The following is an 18,217-nucleotide window of genomic DNA, read 5'->3' as shown; positions in this document are numbered from 1 at the left end:
GTGATCGGCAGGTGCAACCACGGAGGTAACGGGTGGCAAGTCCGATTTCGCGTCGCGGTGTGATCAAGGGCGCAGCGACCAGCGCAGCCCTTGCCTCGGCCCCCGCTCTGGGAGCGCCCGCAGCACAACAGGCGCTCACCCGGATTGCCTTCGGCTCGTGCGCCCATCAGGACAAGGAACAGCCGATCTGGGATCTGGTGAATGCCTGGAACCCTGAGCTCTTCATCTTCCTCGGCGACAACATCTATGGCGACACCGAGGACATGGCGGTGTTGCGAGCCAAGTATGACAAGCTCGCCGCCAAGCCGGGATTCCGCACCCTGCGCCGCAATGCGAAGGTCATCGCGACCTGGGACGATCACGATTTCGGCGTCAATGATGGCGGCAGCGAATATCCGATGAAGGCCGAAAGCGCGGCAATCTTTCTGGATTTCTGGGGGGTGCCGGCCGATCACCCGCGCCGTAGCCATGAAGGCATCTACGCGAGCTATCTGTTCGGCCCCGAAGGCCGCCGGATCCAGGTGATCCTGCCGGACAACCGCACCTTTCGCACGCCCTTGCTCGGCTACAGCGTCGAGCCTGAGGACAAGGGCCAGTATGTCGTCAATCCTGATCCGGACGCGACGATGCTGGGGCAGGCGCAATGGGACTGGCTGGAGGCCGAACTGCGCCGTCCCGCCGATCTGCGCATTCTTGCCTCGTCAACGCAGATGTTGCCCGATGCGCCCGGCTACGAGGCGTGGATCAATTTTCAGGCGGATCACCAGCGCCTGCTGGACCTGATCGACTTTGCCCAGGTTGAAAACCTTTTGATCATCTCGGGCGATACCCATTATGCCGAACTCTCGCGGCTGGACGAGCGCATGCCTTATCCGCTTTACGAACTCACCTCGTCCGGGCTGACCGAAGTGTGGCCGGTGTTCGGCCCCAATCGGAACCGCATCGCCAAGGCCCCGCTGATGCCGAATTTCGGGCGGCTGACGATCGATTGGGGGGCGCCGTCGCCGTCTGTGCTGATGGAAGTGCAGATGCTCGATGGCAGCATCGGCATCAGCCAGGCGGTCAGCCTTGCCGAACTCAAACAGCCCGGCACCCGCTGACGCGCGAACCTGGCGAAGCATCGCTGCGGGGCGGCATGCGCCCCCCATCCCCCTTGCCTTTCGCCGCCCACACGCCTAAGCGCGCGTACTTCACCGACACGAATCAATTAGCCAGCCTGGCGACAAGGGCTGCCATGGCCGGTTCCGACGTGTCTCATGCAGGAGATGAAAATGCCCAAGCTGAAGACCAAGAGCGGTGTGAAGAAGCGCTTCAAGATCACCGCCACCGGCAAGGTCAAGCACGGCGTCGCTGGCAAGCGTCACCGTCTGATCAGCCACAATGCGAAGTATATCCGCACCAACCGCGGCACCTCGGTCCTGTCGGCCAACGATACGCCGACGATCAAGAAGTGGGCGCCCTACGGGCTGGATTGATGCGAGCCGGGCCTTGGCCCTTACGCACGTAGAAACAAGGATATACTGATATGTCACGCGTCAAAAGGGGTGTTACCACCCGCGCCAAGCACAAGCGGATTCTGGACCAGGCCAAGGGCTATCGCGGTCGCCGCAAGAACACCATCCGCATCGCCCGGCAGGCGGTCGAGAAGGCCGGGCAGTACGCCTACCGCGACCGCAAGGTGAAGAAGCGCACCTTCCGCGCCCTGTGGATCCAGCGCATCAACGCTGCCGTGCGCATGGAAGGCCTGACCTATTCGCAGTTCATGCACGGCATCAAGCTGGCTGGCATCGAACTCGACCGCAAGGCGATGGCCGATCTCGCCATGAACGAAGGCGGCGCCTTCAAGGCCGTGATCGCCCAAGCCAAGGCGGCGCTCCCGGCGTAAGCCGCGCAGGGCCTCGGCCCGGCACGAAATGTAGGGGCAGGTTCCCGCACGGGAGCCTGCCCCTGTTCGCGTCCGGTTTGTAGAAATCCGCCACAAGCCTTGTAGAACTGCGCCATTTGCGCTTTATAGCGCACATGGGGGATGGAAATTACACGCGCGCCGCCCGGCGACCTTCGCCGTTGCCGCCCGAACGGCTGTCGGCCGAATTCCGCGAACCGCCGCCGGAATTCGCCGGGTGCTTCACCTCGCTCTACCACCTCACGCTCGACCTGCCCGAGGGCGGGGGCCGGGTCACCGACTATCTCCAGCCCGAATGGGGCAACATCCGCTTCTTCTGCGGGGGCCTGCCCGAAGCCGAGATGGCCGGGCTGACGCTGAGCGGGGCGCCGTTCGTCGCCACCGGCCCCAGCTCGCGCGCGTGCCGCTTCTCGCTCGGCAAGGTGCGGATGTGGGGGGTCGGGTTCCTGCCTCTCGGCTGGGCGCGGTTCTTCGATGCCGATGCGAGCACGGTCACCAACCTCATCTGCGATGGCGCCGCGCACCCCGCCTTTGCCCATTTCGCCCCGCTCACCGAGGTGCTGTGCGACCCCGAAGCGAGCATCGAGGAGCAATATGCAGCGCTTGTCGAGGGGCTCGCACGCGCGATGCGCCCGAGCCGCGACGAGCCGCGCATTGCCCGGGTCCACGCCGCGCTGGTCAACGGCGATCACGCCTCGGTCCACGAGCTGGCCAGCGCCTGCGCGATGAGCATCCGCACCCTCGAACGGGTCTGCACCCGCTATTTCGGCTTCTCGCCCAAGCTCCTGATGCGCCGCCAGCGGTTCATGCGCAGCCTTGCGACCTTCATGCTCCAGCGCGGCGGGCGGCCGTGGACCGAGGCGATGGACGCGCATTACCACGACCAGGCGCAGTTCACCCGCGAGTTCCGCGATTTCATGGCGATGAACCCGAGCGAATATGCCGCGCTCGATCACCCGATCCTGACTTCGTTCATGGAAGCCCGGGCCAGAGTGTGGGGCAGCGCGGCGCAGACCCTCGATCCGCCGGCGCCGCCCAGCCCTCGCACCTGACACAAGCACCGCTACCCCTGCTGTCTGGATCATGCTATCGGCCCCCCGCGATGACCGGCAGACGGTCACAATGCGGTCGCATGCAGCACGCGCTCCCGGGGCAGGGCGCGGCGGGGGACAAAATCTGATGCACGCGCTGGCAGGGGATTCGGTACAATTGCGCTTTGCCCTGCCGGCAGAGCCGCTGCGACGTTACGTGACGACCTATTACCGCACCGATGTGGTGTGCTCGGTCGGCAGGGTGTGGCTGGAGGACTGGCTCCACCCCGAATGGGCCAATATCCGGTTTCTGGGCGCGGTCGATGCGCAGTCGGTGATCGGCCCGGGGCCGCTGGCGGCGTGCCCCGTCTTCACCGTCACCGGACCGACCAGCCGTGCGGTGCGGTTCCGGGTCGGCTCGGGGCACAGCTGGGGGGTCGGGCTGCTCCCGCTGGGCTGGGCACGGCTCTTTGCTGCCGGTGCGAGCGACTATGCCGACCGCTTCGTCGATGGCGCCGCCGATCCGGTGTTCGCTCCCCTCGCCCCGCTTGCCGCCGCGCTGGCGAAGAGCCGCGGCAATCATGCCGCAGAACTCGCGCAGATCGAGGCGCACATGGCGCGGCTGTTCGACGGGCCCCGGCACCCTTCCGAGGCCGCGATCATCGCCATCCATGCAGCGCTCATCGATCCCGATACGCTGACGGTGGCCGATATCGCCGCGCGGGTGGGGATGACGGTGCGCAGTCTCGAGCGCCTCTCGCGGCGCGCTTTCGGCTTTCCGCCCAAGCTGCTGCTGCGCCGCCAGCGGTTCCTGAGAAGCCTTGCGCGGTTCATGATCGATCCCTCGCGCAAGTGGCTCGGCACGCTCGATTGCAGCTATCACGACCAGTCGCATTTCGTGCGCGATTTCCGGCGCTTCATGGGAATGAGCCCGTCCGAATATGCGCGCGCGGAGAAGCCCCTGCTGGCGGCGGCGGCGCGGGCGCGGCTGGCGGTGGCAGGCGCGGCGGTGCAGGGGCTCCACGCGCCCACGCCGGCCGGGGCATCCTGAACGGCCGGGCACCGCTCCCCGAGTGCCAAGGTCCTTTGCATTTCCGGCGATTTGCCGCTAGCGGGCCTCGGCGAAATCACGGCTCAGAGCACCTGCAATCCATGACCGACATCACTTCCCGAACCGAGGCCGCGCTGGCCGCGATCGCCGCGGCGACCAGCCTCGATGCGCTCGAGGCCGAGCGGCTCGAAACCCTCGGCAAGAAGGGCTGGGTGAGCCTTGCGCTCAAGACCCTGGGCGGCATGACCCCCGAAGAACGCACACAGGCCGCCCCCGCGATCCAGTCGGCCCGCGCGGCGATCGCCGATGCGCTCGACGCGAAGAAGGCCGCATTGGAAGCCGCTGCGCTCGAAGAACAGCTGGCGCGCGAGACGGTGGACCTGACGCTCCCGGCTGCGGCCGCGCCCCGGGGTTCGGTGCACCCTGTCAGCCAGGTGATGGACGAACTCGCCGAAATCTTCGCCGACCTCGGCTTCGCGGTCGCCACGGGCCCCGAGATCGAGGACGACTGGCACAACTTCACCGCGCTCAACATGGACGAGACGCATCCCGCGCGGGCGATGCACGACACCTTCTATTTTCCGGACAAGACTTTGGCCTCAAGTAGCGAAGCGGTAGGCCAACAAAAGACTCCCGAGGGCCGTGAAGTGCTGCTGCGCACCCACACCTCGCCCGTCCAGATCCGCGCGATGCTGGATCAGGGCGCGCCGATCCGCATCATCGCGCCGGGCCGCGTCTACCGCTCGGACAGCGACGCGACGCATACCCCGATGTTCCATCAGGTCGAAGGGCTCGTCATCGACAAGGGCATCCACCTTGGCCACCTCAAGTGGACGCTGGAAACCTTCTTCAAGGCCTTCTTCGAGCGCGAGGATATCACCTTGCGCCTGCGCCCCTCCTATTTCCCCTTCACCGAGCCGAGCGTTGAAGTGGACGTGGGATACTCCAACGAAGGGGGCCGCCGCGTCGTTGGCGGGCATGGCGATGCGCCGGGCCATGCGTGGATGGAACTGGGCGGCAGCGGCATGGTCAACGCCCGCGTGCTCGAATTCGCCGGGCTTGATCCGAAGGAGTGGCAGGGCTTCGCCTTCGGCCTCGGGATCGACCGCATCGCGATGCTCAAATACGGGATGAACGATCTGCGCGCCTTCTTCGACGGCGATCCGCGCTGGCTGGCGCATTACGGCTTCTCGCCCTTCGACCAGCCCACCCTGTCTGCCGGCGTGGGAGCACGCGCATGAAGTTCTCGCTGACCTGGCTCAAGGATTACCTCGAGACCACCGCTTCGGTGGCGGAAATCTGCGACGCGCTCAATGCCATCGGGCTTGAAGTGGAAGGCGTGGAGGACCCGGCTACGAGGCTCGCCGGTTTCCGCATCGCCCACGTGCTGACCGCCGTGCGCCACCCCGATGCCGACAAGCTTCAGGTGCTCACCGTCGACACCGGAGACGGCAACCCGCTGCAAGTCGTGTGCGGCGCGCCCAATGCGCGCGCCGGGATGAAGGGCGTGCTGGGCCTGCCGGGCGCTACCGTCCCCGCCAACGGCATGGTGCTGAGGAAGAGCGCGATCCGCGGCGTCGAATCGAACGGCATGATGTGCTCGACCCGCGAGCTGGAGCTGGGCGAGGATCACGACGGGATCATCGAACTGCCCGACGATGCGCCGGTCGGCACCGATTTCGCCGCCTATCACGGCAGCGATCCGGTGATCGAAGTCGCCGTGACCCCCAACCGCCCGGATTGCATGGGTGTCCATGGCATCGCCCGCGATCTGGCGGCCAAGGGGCTGGGGACGCTGAAGCCGGTTCCCATGCCCGCCTTCAACGCGCGCGGCGCGTGCCCGGTCGAAATCCGCACCGACGACCCCCAAGGCTGCCCGGCCTTCTATGGCCGCGTGGTGACGGGTGTGACCAACGGCCCCTCGCCCGACTGGCTCCAGACGCGGCTGAAGAGCGCAGGCCAGCGCCCGATCTCGCTGCTGGTCGACCTCACCAATTACCTGATGCTGGGCTTCGGGCGTCCGGCCCACGCCTATGACCTCGCCAAGCTCTCGGGCGCGGTGGTGGCGCGGCGCGCAAAGGACGGCGAGGAGGTGCTGGCGCTCAACGAGAAGACCTACACCCTCGACAGCGAAATGGTCGTGATCGCGGATGATGCGGGCGTGCACGACATTGCCGGGATCATGGGCGGCGAGCATTCGGGGGTGCAGGATGACACCACCGACGTCCTGCTCGAAATCGCTTACTTCGATCCCGCCCGCATCGGCGCAACGGGCCGCAGGCTGGGGCTGTCCTCCGACGCGCGCACCCGGTTCGAGCGGGGGGTGGACCCCGCGTTTCTCGATCAAGGCCTCGATCTGCTCACCGGGCTGATCGTGGAGCTGGCAGGCGGCACGCCGAGCGACATCGTCCGTGCCGGTTCGCCGCCGGCGCAAGCGAAGGTCGTCGCCTTCGATCCCTCGCTCACCACCCGTCTCGGCGGGGTGGAGGTGCCCGAGGCCGAACAGCAGCGCATCCTCGAAAGCCTCGGCTTCAGCATCGGCGCCAAAGAAGATGGGGGCTGGCAGGTCACCTGCCCGCTGCGCCGCCACGACATCGAAGGTCCGGCCGATCTCGTCGAGGAAGTCGTGCGCATCCACGGCCTCGACAAGGTGGCGAGCGTCGCGCTTCCCCGCGCGGAAGGCGTCGCCCGCCCGACCGCCACCCCGCAGCAAAAGCTCGAACGGGGCCTGCGCCGTGCCGCCGCTGCGAGCGGGCTGAACGAGGCGGTGACCTGGTCCTTCCTGCCCGCCTGGGCGGCGGAGCACTTCGGTTCGGATCAACCCCTCTGGACCCTCGCCAACCCGATCAGCGAGGACATGAAGGCGATGCGCCCCTCGCTGCTCCCCGGCCTGCTGATGGCCGCCAAGCGCAATGCCGACCGCGGCGCGGCATCCTCACGCCTGTTCGAGATCGGACGGCGCTACTTCCGGGGCGCCAACGGTCTCTCCGACGAAAAGCCCACCCTCGGCATCGTGCTCGCGGGCGAGAAAACGCAGCGCGGCTGGCAGAGCGGCAAGGCCAGGCCCTTCGACGCCTATGACGCCAAGGCGCTCGCGCTCCAGCTGCTTGAAGCGGCGGGGGCTCCGGTCGCCAACCTGATGGTGATGGGCCCAGAAGCGTTTGGGGCGGGGGCGCAGTTCCACCCCGGTCAGTCCGCGACCCTCAGGCTCGGCCCCAAGGTGGTGCTGGCGCGCTTCGGGATGGTGCATCCCTCGACCCTGAAAGCCTTCGATGCGGATGGGCCCATCGCGGCGGTGGAGCTGTTCCTCGACGCGATCCCGGCCCGGAAAAACCTGACTCAGGGCGCGGCCTTCGCGCGCCCGGGCTTCACCCCGCCCGCGCTGCAAGCCGTGACCCGCGATTTCGCCTTCCTCGTGCCCGCGACGCTGGCGGCGGGCGATCTCGTGCGCGCCGTGCAGGGCGCGGACAAGGCCTTCATCACCGGCGTGCGGGTGTTCGACGTGTTCGCAGGCCAAGGCGTGCCCGAGGGCCACAAGTCCATCGCCGTCGAAGTCACGCTCCAGCCGGGCGAGGCGAGCTTCAAGGATGCCGACCTCAAGGCGATTGCCGAGAAGGTCGTCGCCGCCGCGGCCAAGCTGGGCGGGGAGCTGCGCGGATGAGCAAGACCGCTTTCGTCACCGGCGCGACCGCCGGCATCGGCCTGGCCACCGTGCGCCGCCTGGTCGCCGACGGCTGGCGCTGCGTCGCCACCGGGCGGCGGCAGGAGCGGCTTGACGCGCTGGTCACCGAACTGGGCGCGGACACAGTCCACACCGCCTGCTTCGACGTGCGCGACACGGAAGCGCTCGATGCCGCGCTGGCGGGCCTCCCCGAAGGCTTCCGCGAGATCGACCTGCTGGTGAACAACGCCGGTCTCGCCCAAGGCCTTAGCCCGGCGCAGAATGCCAGTCTCGACGATTGGCACACGATGATCGACACCAACGTCACCGCGTTTGCGGTGCTGACCCGCAAGCTGTTGCCGCAGCTGATCGAGAGGAAGGGCGCGATCATCGCCATCGGCTCGGTCGCGGGAAACTACGTCTATCCGGGCGGCAATGTCTATGCCGGGTCCAAGGCCTTCGTGAACCACTTCACGCTCGCCCTGCGCGCCGATCTCCACGGCACCGGGGTGCGCGTCACCAGCATCGAGCCGGGGATGGTCGAGACCGAATTCACCGTGGTGCGCACCGGCAGCCAGCAGGCCTCGGACGATCTCTATCGCGGCGTCAACCCGATGACGGCTGAGGACATCGCCGGCACCATCGGCTGGATCGCCAGCCTGCCGCCGCACCTCAACATCAACCGGATCGAGCTGATGCCGGTCAACCAGGACTTCGCGGGCTTCCGCGTCGCGCGCGACAGCCAGTGACCTCCAACCGCCGCACCTTCGCGATCATCTCGCACCCTGACGCAGGGAAAACCACGCTCACCGAAAAGCTGCTGCTGCAAGGCGGGGCGATCCACTTGGCCGGCGAGGTCAAGGCGCGCGGTGCTGCCCGGCGGGCGCGGTCGGACTGGATGAAGATCGAGCAGCAGCGCGGGATCTCGGTGACCTCCTCGGTGATGACCTTCCAGAAGGACGGCATCGTCTTCAACCTGCTCGACACCCCGGGCCACGAGGACTTCTCGGAGGACACCTACCGCACGCTCACCGCGGTCGACAGCGCAGTGATGGTGATCGACGCGGCGAAAGGCATCGAGCCGCAAACGCGAAAACTCTTCGAGGTGTGCCGCCTGCGCTCCGTCCCGATCCTCACCTTCGTCAACAAGGTCGACCGCGAGGGCCGCGATCCCTTCGAGACGCTGGACGAGGTCGCCGACATGCTGGCGCTCGACGTCTCGCCCCAGATGTGGCCCATCGGCATGGGCGGCGAGTTCGAGGGGCTGCTCGATTTCGCCACCGAAACCGTCGCCCGCCCCGAAGGGCCGAGCCGCGAATTCCTCGGCACCCGCGATACCGCTGCCATCCCCCAGCGCTTCCTCGACGAGATCGAGCTGGCGCGCGGCGGCTACCCCGAATTCGACCTCGAAGCCTTCCGCCACGGCGACCTCACGCCCGTGTATTTCGGCTCGGCACTGAAGAACTTCGGCGTCACCGAACTGATCGACGCCATCGCCCGCCACGCCCCGCCGCCGCGCCCCCAGCCCGCAGGCGAGGAGCAGATCCCCCCGACCCGCGACGAGGTCACCGGCTTCATCTTCAAGGTCCAGGCCAACATGGACCCCAACCACCGCGACCGCATCGCCTTCATGCGGCAGGTCTCGGGCACCTTCAAACGCGGCATGAAGCTCACCCCGTCGGGCCTCGGCAAGCCGATCGCGGTGCATTCCCCGATCCTGTTCTTCGCGCAGGACCGCGAGCTCGCCGACACAGCCGAGGCCGGCGACATCATCGGCATTCCCAACCACGGCACCTTGCGGGTGGGCGATACCCTGTCCGAACGCAACCAGGTGCGCTTCACCGGCCTTCCCAACTTCGCCCCCGAAATCCTGCGCCGCGTGCAGCTGCGCGATCCGACCAAGACCAAGCAGCTGAGGAAGGCGCTCGACGACCTCTCGGAGGAAGGCGTGATCCAGGTCTTCTATCCCGAGATCGGCTCGGCCCACATCGTCGGGGTGGTCGGCCAGTTGCAGCTCGAGGTGCTGATCAGCCGGCTCGAGGCCGAATACAAGGTCGAAGCCGTGCTCGAACCCTCGCCCTTCGCCACCGCGCGCTGGATCAAGGGGGACGCCAAGGCGCTGTACGACTTCGCCGGCTTCAACCGCGCCAACCTCGCCAAGGACCGCGACGGGGACATGGTGTTCATGGCCAAGAGCCCGTGGGACGTGACCTACCAGGTCGAAAAGAACCCGGAGCTGACCTTCTCGGCGACGAAGGAACGCTAGGCTTGCGGGGGCGCGGGCTTCGCGGCATGGCGGGGGCCATGGATACGACCGGCCCGACCTCGCAGAGCTTCATCTCGCAGCGCCTCAAGCTCAATTACCTCGACTGGGGCGGGCGGGGGAAGCCGCCGCTGGTGCTGGTCCACGGGGGGCGCGATCACGCGCGCAGCTGGGACTGGACGGCGGAGGCGCTGAGCGCGGACTACCATGTCATCGCCATGGACCACCGCGGGCATGGCGATTCGGACTGGGTCTCGGACGGGGTCTATTCGGCCGCCGACATGGTCTATGACCTTGCCCAGCTGATCCACCAGCTTGGCGTCGGCCCGGTCAGGATGGTGGCGCATTCGATGGGCGGGAATGTCGCGCTGCGCTATGCCGGGGCCTTTCCCGACATGGTCACGAAGCTCGTCGCGATCGAGGGTCTCGGCCCCTCGCCCGAATGGCGCGAGAAACAGCGCGAGACACCTTACCCTGAACGCCTTGCCGAATGGATCGAGAAAAAGCGCAAGGCGGCCGGGCGCACGCCGCGCAAATACGAGAGCATCGAGGCGGCCTTCGCCCGCATGATCGAGGAGAACGCCTACCTCACCAAGGAACAGGCGCGCCACCTCACCGTCCACGGGGTCAACCGCAACGAGGACGGCACCTATAGCTGGAAGTTCGATCCGCACCTCAATGTCTGGCCGGTCGAGGATATCGGCGATGAATTCATCGAACAGCTGTGGAGCGCGATCCGGTGCCCGGCGCTGTTGCTCTACGGGGCGGATTCGTGGGCCTCGAACCCGGAGAAGGACGGGCGCATCGCCCACTTCAAAACCGCCAGCGTGATCGAGTTCGAGAAGGCCGGGCACTGGCTTCACCACGACCAGTTCGACCGCTTTATCAAGACCCTGCGCGATTTCCTCTAGGAGCCGGGGCGGCGCGCAACAATCTTGCGAAGTTCACGAAGTTCACATTGCAAAACGCGCAATCCTACAGGATTTCCTAAAGCGTTTCAGGCAGTTGCGGGGCAAAAGCGAAGTTCACACAGATTCGCGCATGTTCGTGCCGGGATCGGGCGCATGACCCGGGCTGCGACCGGGGGGCAGACAATGCGAAAGAGCCGCGCGCAATCTACCCCGGCAGCATCGCTGTAGGAAAGCCTGCCGTTGCGGGCTAGAACGCGTGCAAAAGGAGGGTTCGCGCATGGCCGATTTCACCGAGGCGCTCACCGAAAAGCACATCGCCATGATCGCCGCACAGCCGGTGTTCTTCGTGGCGAGCGCGGCGGGGGAGGGGCGGATCAACCTCAGCCCCAAGGGCTATGACGCCTTCCGCGTGCTCTCGCCCACCCGGGTCGCCTGGCTCGACCTTGGCGGATCGGGCAACGAGACCCACGCGCACCTTGCTGCGGCCCAAACCGATGCGGGCCGGATCACGGTGATGTTCTGCAACTTCCAGCAGCCCGCGCTGATCCTGCGCATCTACGGGCGGGGGCGGCCGGTGCTGCCGCAGGACCCCGATTGGAGCGCGCTCGCGGCGCACTTCACGCTGATGCCCGGCACGCGCCAGTTCTTCGACATTGCGGTCGAGAGCGTGCAGTCCTCCTGCGGCTGGGGCGTGCCCTTCATGGCGCTGGAGGGCGAGCGCGATACGCTCAAGAAGGCCCACCGCCAGTCCGATCCCGCCGAGTGGGAGGCCAAGATGGCCAAGCGGACCCGCAGTATCGACGGCCTGCCGACCCGCGCGACCGACCGCTATATCGCGGGTGAGTGACGCACGGCTGGCCGCAAAAATTGCCTAAGTGTTAATCACGTGCCCGTAAATTAGGCGGGTATTATCCCGCGCTTGCGTAAAAACGCGCGGATTCCTTTGCGTCACCTGCGTTACACAATCTTGGCACGCTTGTTGCTGTGTGTCCGGCGGCCGGAAAAAATCCGGTGCAACAGGGGCCACAGATGAAGTTCATCATCGCCATCATCAAACCGTTCAAGCTCGACACCGTGCGCGAGGCTTTGAGCGGCATCGGCATCGCGGGAATGACCGTGACCGAGGTCAAGGGCTTCGGCCGCCAGAAGGGTCAGACCGAAATCTACCGCGGCGCCGAATATTCCACCAACATGCTTCCCAAGGTGAAGCTCGAGATCGCTGCCAGCGACGAGATCGCAGCGCAAGTGGTCGAAACCATCCAGCAGACCGCCAACACGGGCGCGATCGGCGACGGCAAGATCTTCGTACTGGATCTGTCGTCCGCCACCCGCATCCGCACCGGCGAGTCCGGCGAAACCGCGCTGTAAGGGGACCCAAAGCAATGAAGCGCATTCTCTCCAATCTTGCGGTCGTGGCGACCGGGGCGGCGCTGCTCGCCGCGCCGGCCATGGCCGCGCCCGCGGCGGCGCCGACGCCGTTCGTGCCCACTGCCGACATGGTCAACAAGGGCGATGTCGCCTGGATGATGGTCTCGACCGCGCTGGTCCTGATGATGAGCGTTCCCGCGCTCGCGCTGTTCTATGGCGGCCTGGTGCGCGCCAAGAACATGCTGAGCGTGCTGATGCAGGTCCTCACCATCGTCTGCGTTGCCGCGCTGGTGTGGTTCGGCTGGGGCTACTCGATGGCCTTCACCTCCACCGGCACCCCCTTCCCGGCGTTTGTCGGCGGGCTCGACAAGGCGTTCCTCAAGGGGGTGACCGTCACCAGCCTTGCCGCGACCTTCTCGAACGGGGTTTATCTCCCCGAGCTGGTCTTCGTGATGTTCCAGATGACCTTCGCCTGCATCACGCCGGCACTGATCGTCGGCGCTTTTGCGGAACGCGTGAAGTTCACCCCGCTGATCATCTTCGTGGTCGCGTGGATGACGCTCGCCTATTTCCCGATCGCGCACATGGTGTGGTACTGGGCCGGCCCCGACTTCCTCCACGCCGCGCCGACCGATTACGGCCTGCTGTGGGGCTGGGGCGCGCTCGACTTCGCCGGCGGCACCGTGGTGCACATCAATGCAGGGATCGCCGGGCTCGTCGGCTGCCTCGTGATCGGCCCGCGCATCGGCTACAAGAAGGAGCCCATGCCCCCGCACAGCCTGGTGATGACCATGATCGGCGCCAGCCTGCTGTGGATCGGCTGGTTCGGGTTCAACGCCGGCTCGGCGCTCGAATCCAACGCCTTCGCCGCGCTCGCCTTCGTCAACACCTTCGTCGCCACTGCGGCAGCCGGTGCGGCCTGGGCGATCATCGAACAGATCACCCACAAGAAGGCTTCGCTGCTCGGCGCGGTCTCGGGTGTGGTGGCCGGCCTTGTGGCGATCACCCCGGCGGCGGGCTTTGCCCACCCCGGCACGGCGATCATCCTCGGCGCTGTCGCCTCGGTGATCTGCTATGTCTTCGTCACCACGGTGAAGAACAAGCTCAACTACGACGACAGCCTTGATGTCTTCGGCATCCATGCGGTCGGCGGGATCATCGGCGCGATCGGGACCGGCATCGTCGCCGACCCGGCGCTCGGCGGGCAGGGCTGGATCGACTACACCGCGCCGGTGGCCGTCGCTGGCGCGTTCGACCTCGTCGGCCAGGTGACCACCCAGATCTACGCGGTCGGCGTGACCGTCGCATGGACCGGGATCGTCTCGGCGGCGCTGTTCCTCGCGCTCAAGTACACCATCGGGCTGCGCCCCGACGCCGAAGCCGAGACCAACGGCCTCGACATCTCCGAACACGGGGAGCGGGCTTACAACTAAGCCCCTCACCCACCCAGCTTGGCGGGGGGAGGCCTCTCTCTCCCTCTCCCCTCCCCCCGCCTCACCACGTTCCTCCTGCGAACGAACAGACTGAATAAGGCCGGAGCCGCGTAATGCGTCTCCGGCCCTTTTTTGTCTTTCGCTCGCCCCTCCGGGCGTTCGTCCTCGGCGCTGTTCCTCCGCTACGCGCCGGGCGCCTGCGGTCGCGCGGTCGCGCTTGCGGCCCGTCCGATGGCGGGCCGGATCAGCGCAGTCTGATCGGGCGGGTTCTGGTTCGGGCGCGAAGCGACCGCAAGGCCGAACGGCCGCCGCGCCTTATGGCGCGAAAGCCAAGCGGCCCGGACGGGCCGCGCCCGGCGCTTGAGGGCGTAAACTATTCACTCGCCATCACGAAATCGGCACACCGCTCGCCGATCATGATGCTGGGCGCGTTGGTGTTGCCGCTGACGAGCTTGGGCATCACGCTCGCGTCCGCCACCCACAGGCCCTCGAGCCCGTTGAGCCTGAGACTCGGATCGACCACGGCGTCCGCGTCGCTCCCCATGCGGCAGGTGCCGACCGGGTGGTAGACCGTGTCCGCCCGCGCGCGGATCAGCGCATCGAGCGCGGCGTCGTCGTCCATGTCGATGGGGTGGCGGTCCCTGGGGCCGAAGGCCTGCAGCGGCGGCGCCTCGGCGATGCGGTGCGACAGGCGCACGCCGGCGCGCAGAACCGCCATGTCGCGCTCGTCATCGAGGAAGTTGGGATCGATCACCGGCGCGGCGGCCGCATCCGCGCTCCCCAGCCGCACCGTCCCCCGGCTCTCGGGCCGCAGCACGCAGGCGTGGAGCGAGAAGCCGTGCGCCTTGACCTTCTCGCGCCCGTGATCCTCGAGCACCGCGGGGACGAAATGCCATTGCACGTCGGGGGCCGGGCTCTCGGGCATCACGGTCCAGAACCCGCCCGCTTCCGCATAGGGCGTGGTCATCGTGCCGGTCCGCTTGCGGCGGTGCTCGACGATCGCGGCCGCCATCTTGAGCGTGCCCTTGAGCGTCTGGCCGAGCGGCACGTCGCTTTGCGTCTCCCAGCCCGAGACATAGTCGATATGGTCCTGAAGGTTGCCGCCCACGCCTGCGCGGTCAAGCACCACGTCGATCCCGTGCGTCTTGAGATGCTCCGCCGGGCCGATGCCGGACAGCATCAGGATCTGGGGGGAATTGAACGCGCCTGCGCTCAGCACCACGCCGGCCTTCGCGAGCAGCGTCTCGGACTTGCCGCCGCGCCGGACCCGGACGCCGATGACGCGCCCGGCCTCGATCACCAGCTTTTCGACCAGCGTGTCGGTGCGCACCGCGAAATTGCCCTGCTGCCGGATCGGCTCCACATAGGCCCGCGCCGCCGACCAGCGTTCGCCCTTGTGCTGGGTGACCTGGTAGAGCCCGAAGCCCTCCTGCCGCGCGCCGTTGAAATCGGCATTGGTGCGCAGCTGGAGCGCGGCGGCCGCCTCGACAAAGGCGTGGCTCGCCGGGTTGGCGTATTTCTGGTCCTCGACAAACAGGGGCCCGCCCGCGCCGTGGAAGTCATCTCCCCCGCGCTCGTTCGCCTCGGCGCGCTTGAAATAGGGGAGCACATCGTCATAGCCCCAGCCGGTCGCGCCCTCGGCCGCCCAGTTGTCGTAATCCCAGCGGTTGCCGCGGATATAGACCATCGCATTGATCGCCGAGGAGCCGCCCAGGCCCCGCCCGCGCGGCTGGTATCCGGTGCGGCCACCCAAGCCCTTCTGCGGCACGGTCTCGTAGCGATAGTTCGCGTTCTTGAGCAGGAAGGGCATGAAGCCCGGCGTCTTCACCAGAATGTTGTCGTTGCGCCCGCCCGCTTCGATGAGGCACACCCGGCGCGTGCCGTCCACCGCGAGCCGCCCGGCAACCGCGCTGCCCGCGCTGCCACCGCCGATGACGATGTAGTCGAAACTTTCCATGATCTCTCCCTTTCAGAGCACGTCCCGGCCACTCCGTGTTACCGTGATTGCGTCAGGGAGCCCGCTGGCAAGGCGCGGCGTGCAGCAGGGGCTGGTTGCCCCTGCAATCGCCGGAACGCCGTCCAGCGGGCTCCCTGACGCAACCGCTTCGCGGCGGGCGGAATCCGGCGCATTGCGGCGTTGCTCGTCGGTCACGATGCATCAGCATCGCTCCCTCCTCGCGCCTTGCACTGCGCCGGATTCCGCTCCGTCACGGTGACACAGAGTGGCCGGGACGTGCTCGTTAGGAGAGGTTTAGGCAGCTTCCGTGCCGCCCGCAATCGGGTTTCGTTCCGCCACTGATGTTGCTTGCAGGCCAACAGTGCCGACCCGGGCCTGCCACTTCGCGCGGATCATGCCGGAGGTCTCGCGGCTGCCGTCATGGCTCCAGCCGGGTTCGCGCAGCAGGTAGCCCAGCTTGTGCTGCCAGGGGCTGCGCCAGATATCGGTCAGCATCCCGATCCATTCGTGGAACACCGACCACAGGAGGTTGAAGCTGCCCAATTGCCTGACGATCCCGTAGCGGATTGTCTCGTCATCGACCTCGGGGGTGAAGGTGCCGAACAGCCTGTCCCAGACGATGAACACGCCCGCATAATTGGTGTCGAGATAGCGCGGGTTGGTCGCGTGGTGGACGCGGTGGTGCGAGGGGGTGTTCATCACCGCCTCGAACCACGCGGGCATGCGGCCAATCGCCTCGGTGTGGATCCAGAACTGGTAGATGAGGTTGAACCCGCCGCAGATCGCGATCATCGCCGGATGGAAGCCCAGAAGCACCAGCGGCACCGCGAAGAGAAAGCCGAAGGTGAACATCCCCGTCCATGTCTGCCTGAGAGCGGTGGAGAGGTTGTAGTGCTGCGAGGAGTGGTGGTTCACGTGGCTCGCCCACATCCAGCGGATGCGATGCCCGGCGCGGTGGACCCAGTAATACTTGAGATCGTCGAGCACGAAGCAGACCGGCCAGGCCCACCACACCGTCCACCACTCGGGGCCGAAATCGAAGATGCGGTATTCGTAGGTCTCGATGAAGAGGGTGAGCGCAAATCCGCCGAGCAATGCGCCCGCCACGGTCGAGCCGAGGCCGAACATCAGGCTGACGAGGGTGTCCCTGGGCTCGTAGGCTGCGGGCGCGCGGAACCGGGCCCAGATCATCTCGGCGAGCACCGCCGCCACGAACAGCGGCACGGCATATTGGGTGGGGTTGAAGTCAGGCATCGCGCGCCCCGTTTACCCGATTGATCGCCGCGGCCCAAGCCTCGGCGTCGGGGAGGGTGAGGACAACCTTGCCGAAGCGCGGCTCGCCCGGATCGACCTCGAGCGCGATATCGCCGGGGTCACGCCAGATCCGCGCCGCAGCACCCGGGCCGAGCACGCGGCCGGCAAAGCGGTTGCCGTGGCGCTTGATGACCATGATCCGCCCCTGCGCATCGCGGGCGAGCGCGGCCGCGCCCGCAGCGTCGCAGGCGGACGTTACCGGCGCGAACCCGTCCTCGACCTCGCCCGCCGCGCGCGCGACCGTCGCTGCACTGTCGAGCCGCGGCGTCCCGCCCAATTTCAGCCACCACGCCAGCCCCGCCAGCGCGAGGATGGCGACGAGCGAGCCGGCGGTCTGGGTCAGCAGGGCCACGAAACGGCAGCGCCTCAGCGCGCCGCGAGCATGTCGATCAGGCTGCGAATCGGGCCCACGTCATAGCCCGCCTGCGCAGCGGTGCGAGCGATGGTGTCGGGATCGTCGCCCTGCCTGGCGCTGGCGAGCGCCCACAGCAGCGTGGAGCGCGTGCCCGAGCGGCAATAGGCGAGAATCGGCCCCTCGGCCTGTTCCAGCGCGGCGATCATCGCATCGACCTGCGGCTCGCTGAAGCCCGAATGGCCGACGGGAATGGCGACATAGTTGAGCCCCGCCGCCGCCGCCGCCGCCGCGATCGCGTCACCCTGCGGCGCCGAGGGCTCCTCGCCGTCGGGGCGGTTGTTGACGATGGTGGAGACGCCAAGCGCGGCGGCAGCGGCGATATCCTCCAGCGCAAGCTGCGGGCTCACCAACACATTTTCGTTGAGGCGGCGAAAATCGCTCATGCTGTCGTCCTGTTGTCGCGGTGACCCTGCGCGCCACTCTTGCCCAAAGGCGGGGCGCGCCGCAAGCGCCCGCGCGCCATGGCTTGCGGGGCTCGCAGCCGGGCTCACCGGTCGTCCCGGTTATTTCGTTCGCAAAGCAGGCTTTTGTACGCTATACCTGAAACCACGTGCGCTGCCGGACCACAAGATCGGCGCGACTGTGTCCGGTGCGGCTCACTGCTCACGACATCGGAGCTTTGGAGGACGGGCAGTGTGGCAAGGTACGTTTTGATCTATGGGTTACGATAGGGGACGCCGGCGCGGCCGCGACAAGCGCGACGGTTTCGGCGAAGATGGCTTCGATCCGTTTGGCGGCGGGAATGACGGTTTTCCGCCCCGCGACTTCGGCGGCGACCGGTTCGGGGGCGGTGACCGCTTCGGCGGCGGCGGCGGCGACCGGTTCGGCGGCGGGGGCGGTGATCGCTACGGCGGCGGCGGCGGCGGTGGCCCGCGCGGCGGCGGTGGCGGCGGCTTCGGCGGCGGAGGCC

Annotated in this window: 17 protein-coding genes and 1 pseudogene; 13 read left to right on the top strand and 5 right to left on the bottom strand. The window is 67.3% G+C overall.

Features of this window, described 5'->3' with window-relative positions; genetic code table 11:
• The first annotated feature begins 59 nt into the window (after positions 1-59).
• The 13 genes from D620_RS0106595 (at position 60) to D620_RS0106535 (ending at position 13,621) form a co-directional block, all read left to right on the top strand.
• Positions 60-1,100, top strand: a complete 1,041-nt coding sequence (locus tag D620_RS0106595) for an alkaline phosphatase D family protein (protein WP_017665009.1) — start codon at positions 60-62, stop codon at positions 1,098-1,100.
• 171 nt (positions 1,101-1,271) lie between these two features.
• The gene (gene rpmI, locus D620_RS0106590; protein ID WP_026092007.1) at positions 1,272-1,475 is read left to right on the top strand and encodes a 50S ribosomal protein L35; all 204 of its coding nucleotides are present in this window, start codon (positions 1,272-1,274) and stop codon (positions 1,473-1,475) included.
• A 50-nt stretch (positions 1,476-1,525) separates the two neighbouring features.
• Positions 1,526-1,885 carry a 50S ribosomal protein L20 gene (gene rplT, locus D620_RS0106585; protein WP_017665007.1) on the top strand — a complete coding sequence of 120 codons (360 nt, stop codon included), beginning with the start codon at positions 1,526-1,528 and terminating at the stop codon, positions 1,883-1,885.
• Between the two features lie 134 nt (positions 1,886-2,019).
• Positions 2,020-2,955: a helix-turn-helix domain-containing protein gene (locus D620_RS0106580; protein ID WP_155800055.1), complete on the top strand. Its 936-nt coding sequence runs from the start codon at positions 2,020-2,022 to the stop codon at positions 2,953-2,955.
• Positions 2,956-3,082: 127 nt separating this feature from the next.
• Positions 3,083-3,985, top strand: a complete 903-nt coding sequence (locus tag D620_RS0106575; protein ID WP_033376369.1) for a helix-turn-helix domain-containing protein — start codon at positions 3,083-3,085, stop codon at positions 3,983-3,985.
• Between the two features lie 101 nt (positions 3,986-4,086).
• On the top strand, positions 4,087-5,226 hold the full coding sequence (pheS, locus tag D620_RS0106570; protein WP_017665004.1) for a phenylalanine--tRNA ligase subunit alpha: 1,140 nt from the start codon (positions 4,087-4,089) through the stop codon (positions 5,224-5,226).
• Positions 5,223-7,646, top strand: coding sequence for a phenylalanine--tRNA ligase subunit beta (gene pheT / locus D620_RS0106565; protein WP_017665003.1), 2,424 nt, complete (start codon positions 5,223-5,225; stop codon positions 7,644-7,646). Before pheS ends, pheT begins: the two co-directional genes overlap by 4 nt.
• The gene (locus D620_RS0106560) at positions 7,643-8,395 is read left to right on the top strand and encodes an SDR family NAD(P)-dependent oxidoreductase (RefSeq protein WP_017665002.1); all 753 of its coding nucleotides are present in this window, start codon (positions 7,643-7,645) and stop codon (positions 8,393-8,395) included. Before pheT ends, D620_RS0106560 begins: the two co-directional genes overlap by 4 nt.
• On the top strand, positions 8,392-9,912 hold the full coding sequence (locus D620_RS0106555) for a peptide chain release factor 3 (RefSeq protein WP_017665001.1): 1,521 nt from the start codon (positions 8,392-8,394) through the stop codon (positions 9,910-9,912). The genes D620_RS0106560 and D620_RS0106555 overlap by 4 nt, the downstream gene beginning before the upstream one ends.
• Positions 9,913-9,950: 38 nt before the next feature.
• Positions 9,951-10,820: an alpha/beta fold hydrolase gene (locus D620_RS0106550; protein WP_017665000.1), complete on the top strand. Its 870-nt coding sequence runs from the start codon at positions 9,951-9,953 to the stop codon at positions 10,818-10,820.
• A 277-nt stretch (positions 10,821-11,097) separates the two neighbouring features.
• Positions 11,098-11,667, top strand: a complete 570-nt coding sequence (locus tag D620_RS0106545) for a pyridoxamine 5'-phosphate oxidase family protein (RefSeq protein ID WP_017664999.1) — start codon at positions 11,098-11,100, stop codon at positions 11,665-11,667.
• Positions 11,668-11,849: 182 nt separating this feature from the next.
• Positions 11,850-12,188: a P-II family nitrogen regulator gene (locus D620_RS0106540; RefSeq protein WP_017664998.1), complete on the top strand. Its 339-nt coding sequence runs from the start codon at positions 11,850-11,852 to the stop codon at positions 12,186-12,188.
• Positions 12,189-12,202: 14 nt separating this feature from the next.
• Entirely contained in the window at positions 12,203-13,621 is a 1,419-nt protein-coding gene (locus tag D620_RS0106535) for an ammonium transporter (RefSeq protein WP_017664997.1), read from the top strand.
• 373 nt (positions 13,622-13,994) lie between these two features.
• Here the strand turns inward: D620_RS0106535 and D620_RS0106530 are convergent, their stop codons facing one another.
• The 5 genes and pseudogenes from D620_RS0106530 to D620_RS16575 form a co-directional block, all read right to left on the bottom strand.
• Positions 13,995-15,578: a GMC family oxidoreductase gene (locus D620_RS0106530; protein WP_017664996.1), complete on the bottom strand. Its 1,584-nt coding sequence runs from the start codon at positions 15,576-15,578 to the stop codon at positions 13,995-13,997.
• Positions 15,579-15,872: 294 nt separating this feature from the next.
• Complete coding sequence (locus D620_RS0106525; protein ID WP_017664995.1) at positions 15,873-16,832, bottom strand: sterol desaturase family protein; 960 nt, start codon at positions 16,830-16,832, stop codon at positions 15,873-15,875.
• A complete protein-coding gene (locus D620_RS14835) occupies positions 16,825-17,244 on the bottom strand; it encodes a hypothetical protein (RefSeq protein ID WP_017664994.1) in 420 nt (139 codons plus the stop codon). The genes D620_RS0106525 and D620_RS14835 overlap by 8 nt, the downstream gene beginning before the upstream one ends.
• Before the next feature lie 14 nt (positions 17,245-17,258).
• Positions 17,259-17,690 (bottom strand): TIGR01244 family sulfur transferase, encoded by a 432-nt coding sequence (locus D620_RS0106515; RefSeq protein WP_017664993.1) that lies wholly within the window; start codon positions 17,688-17,690, stop codon positions 17,259-17,261.
• Between the two features lie 220 nt (positions 17,691-17,910).
• Positions 17,911-18,217 (bottom strand): annotated as a pseudogene (locus D620_RS16575) (hypothetical protein); the annotation flags it as partial.

The organism is Porphyrobacter sp. AAP82 (genome assembly GCF_000331285.1).
Classification (GTDB): Bacteria; Pseudomonadota; Alphaproteobacteria; order Sphingomonadales; family Sphingomonadaceae; genus Erythrobacter.
The sequence above is the reverse complement of the archived record's forward strand: the minus strand, read 5'-3'. Positions and strand labels throughout refer to the sequence as shown.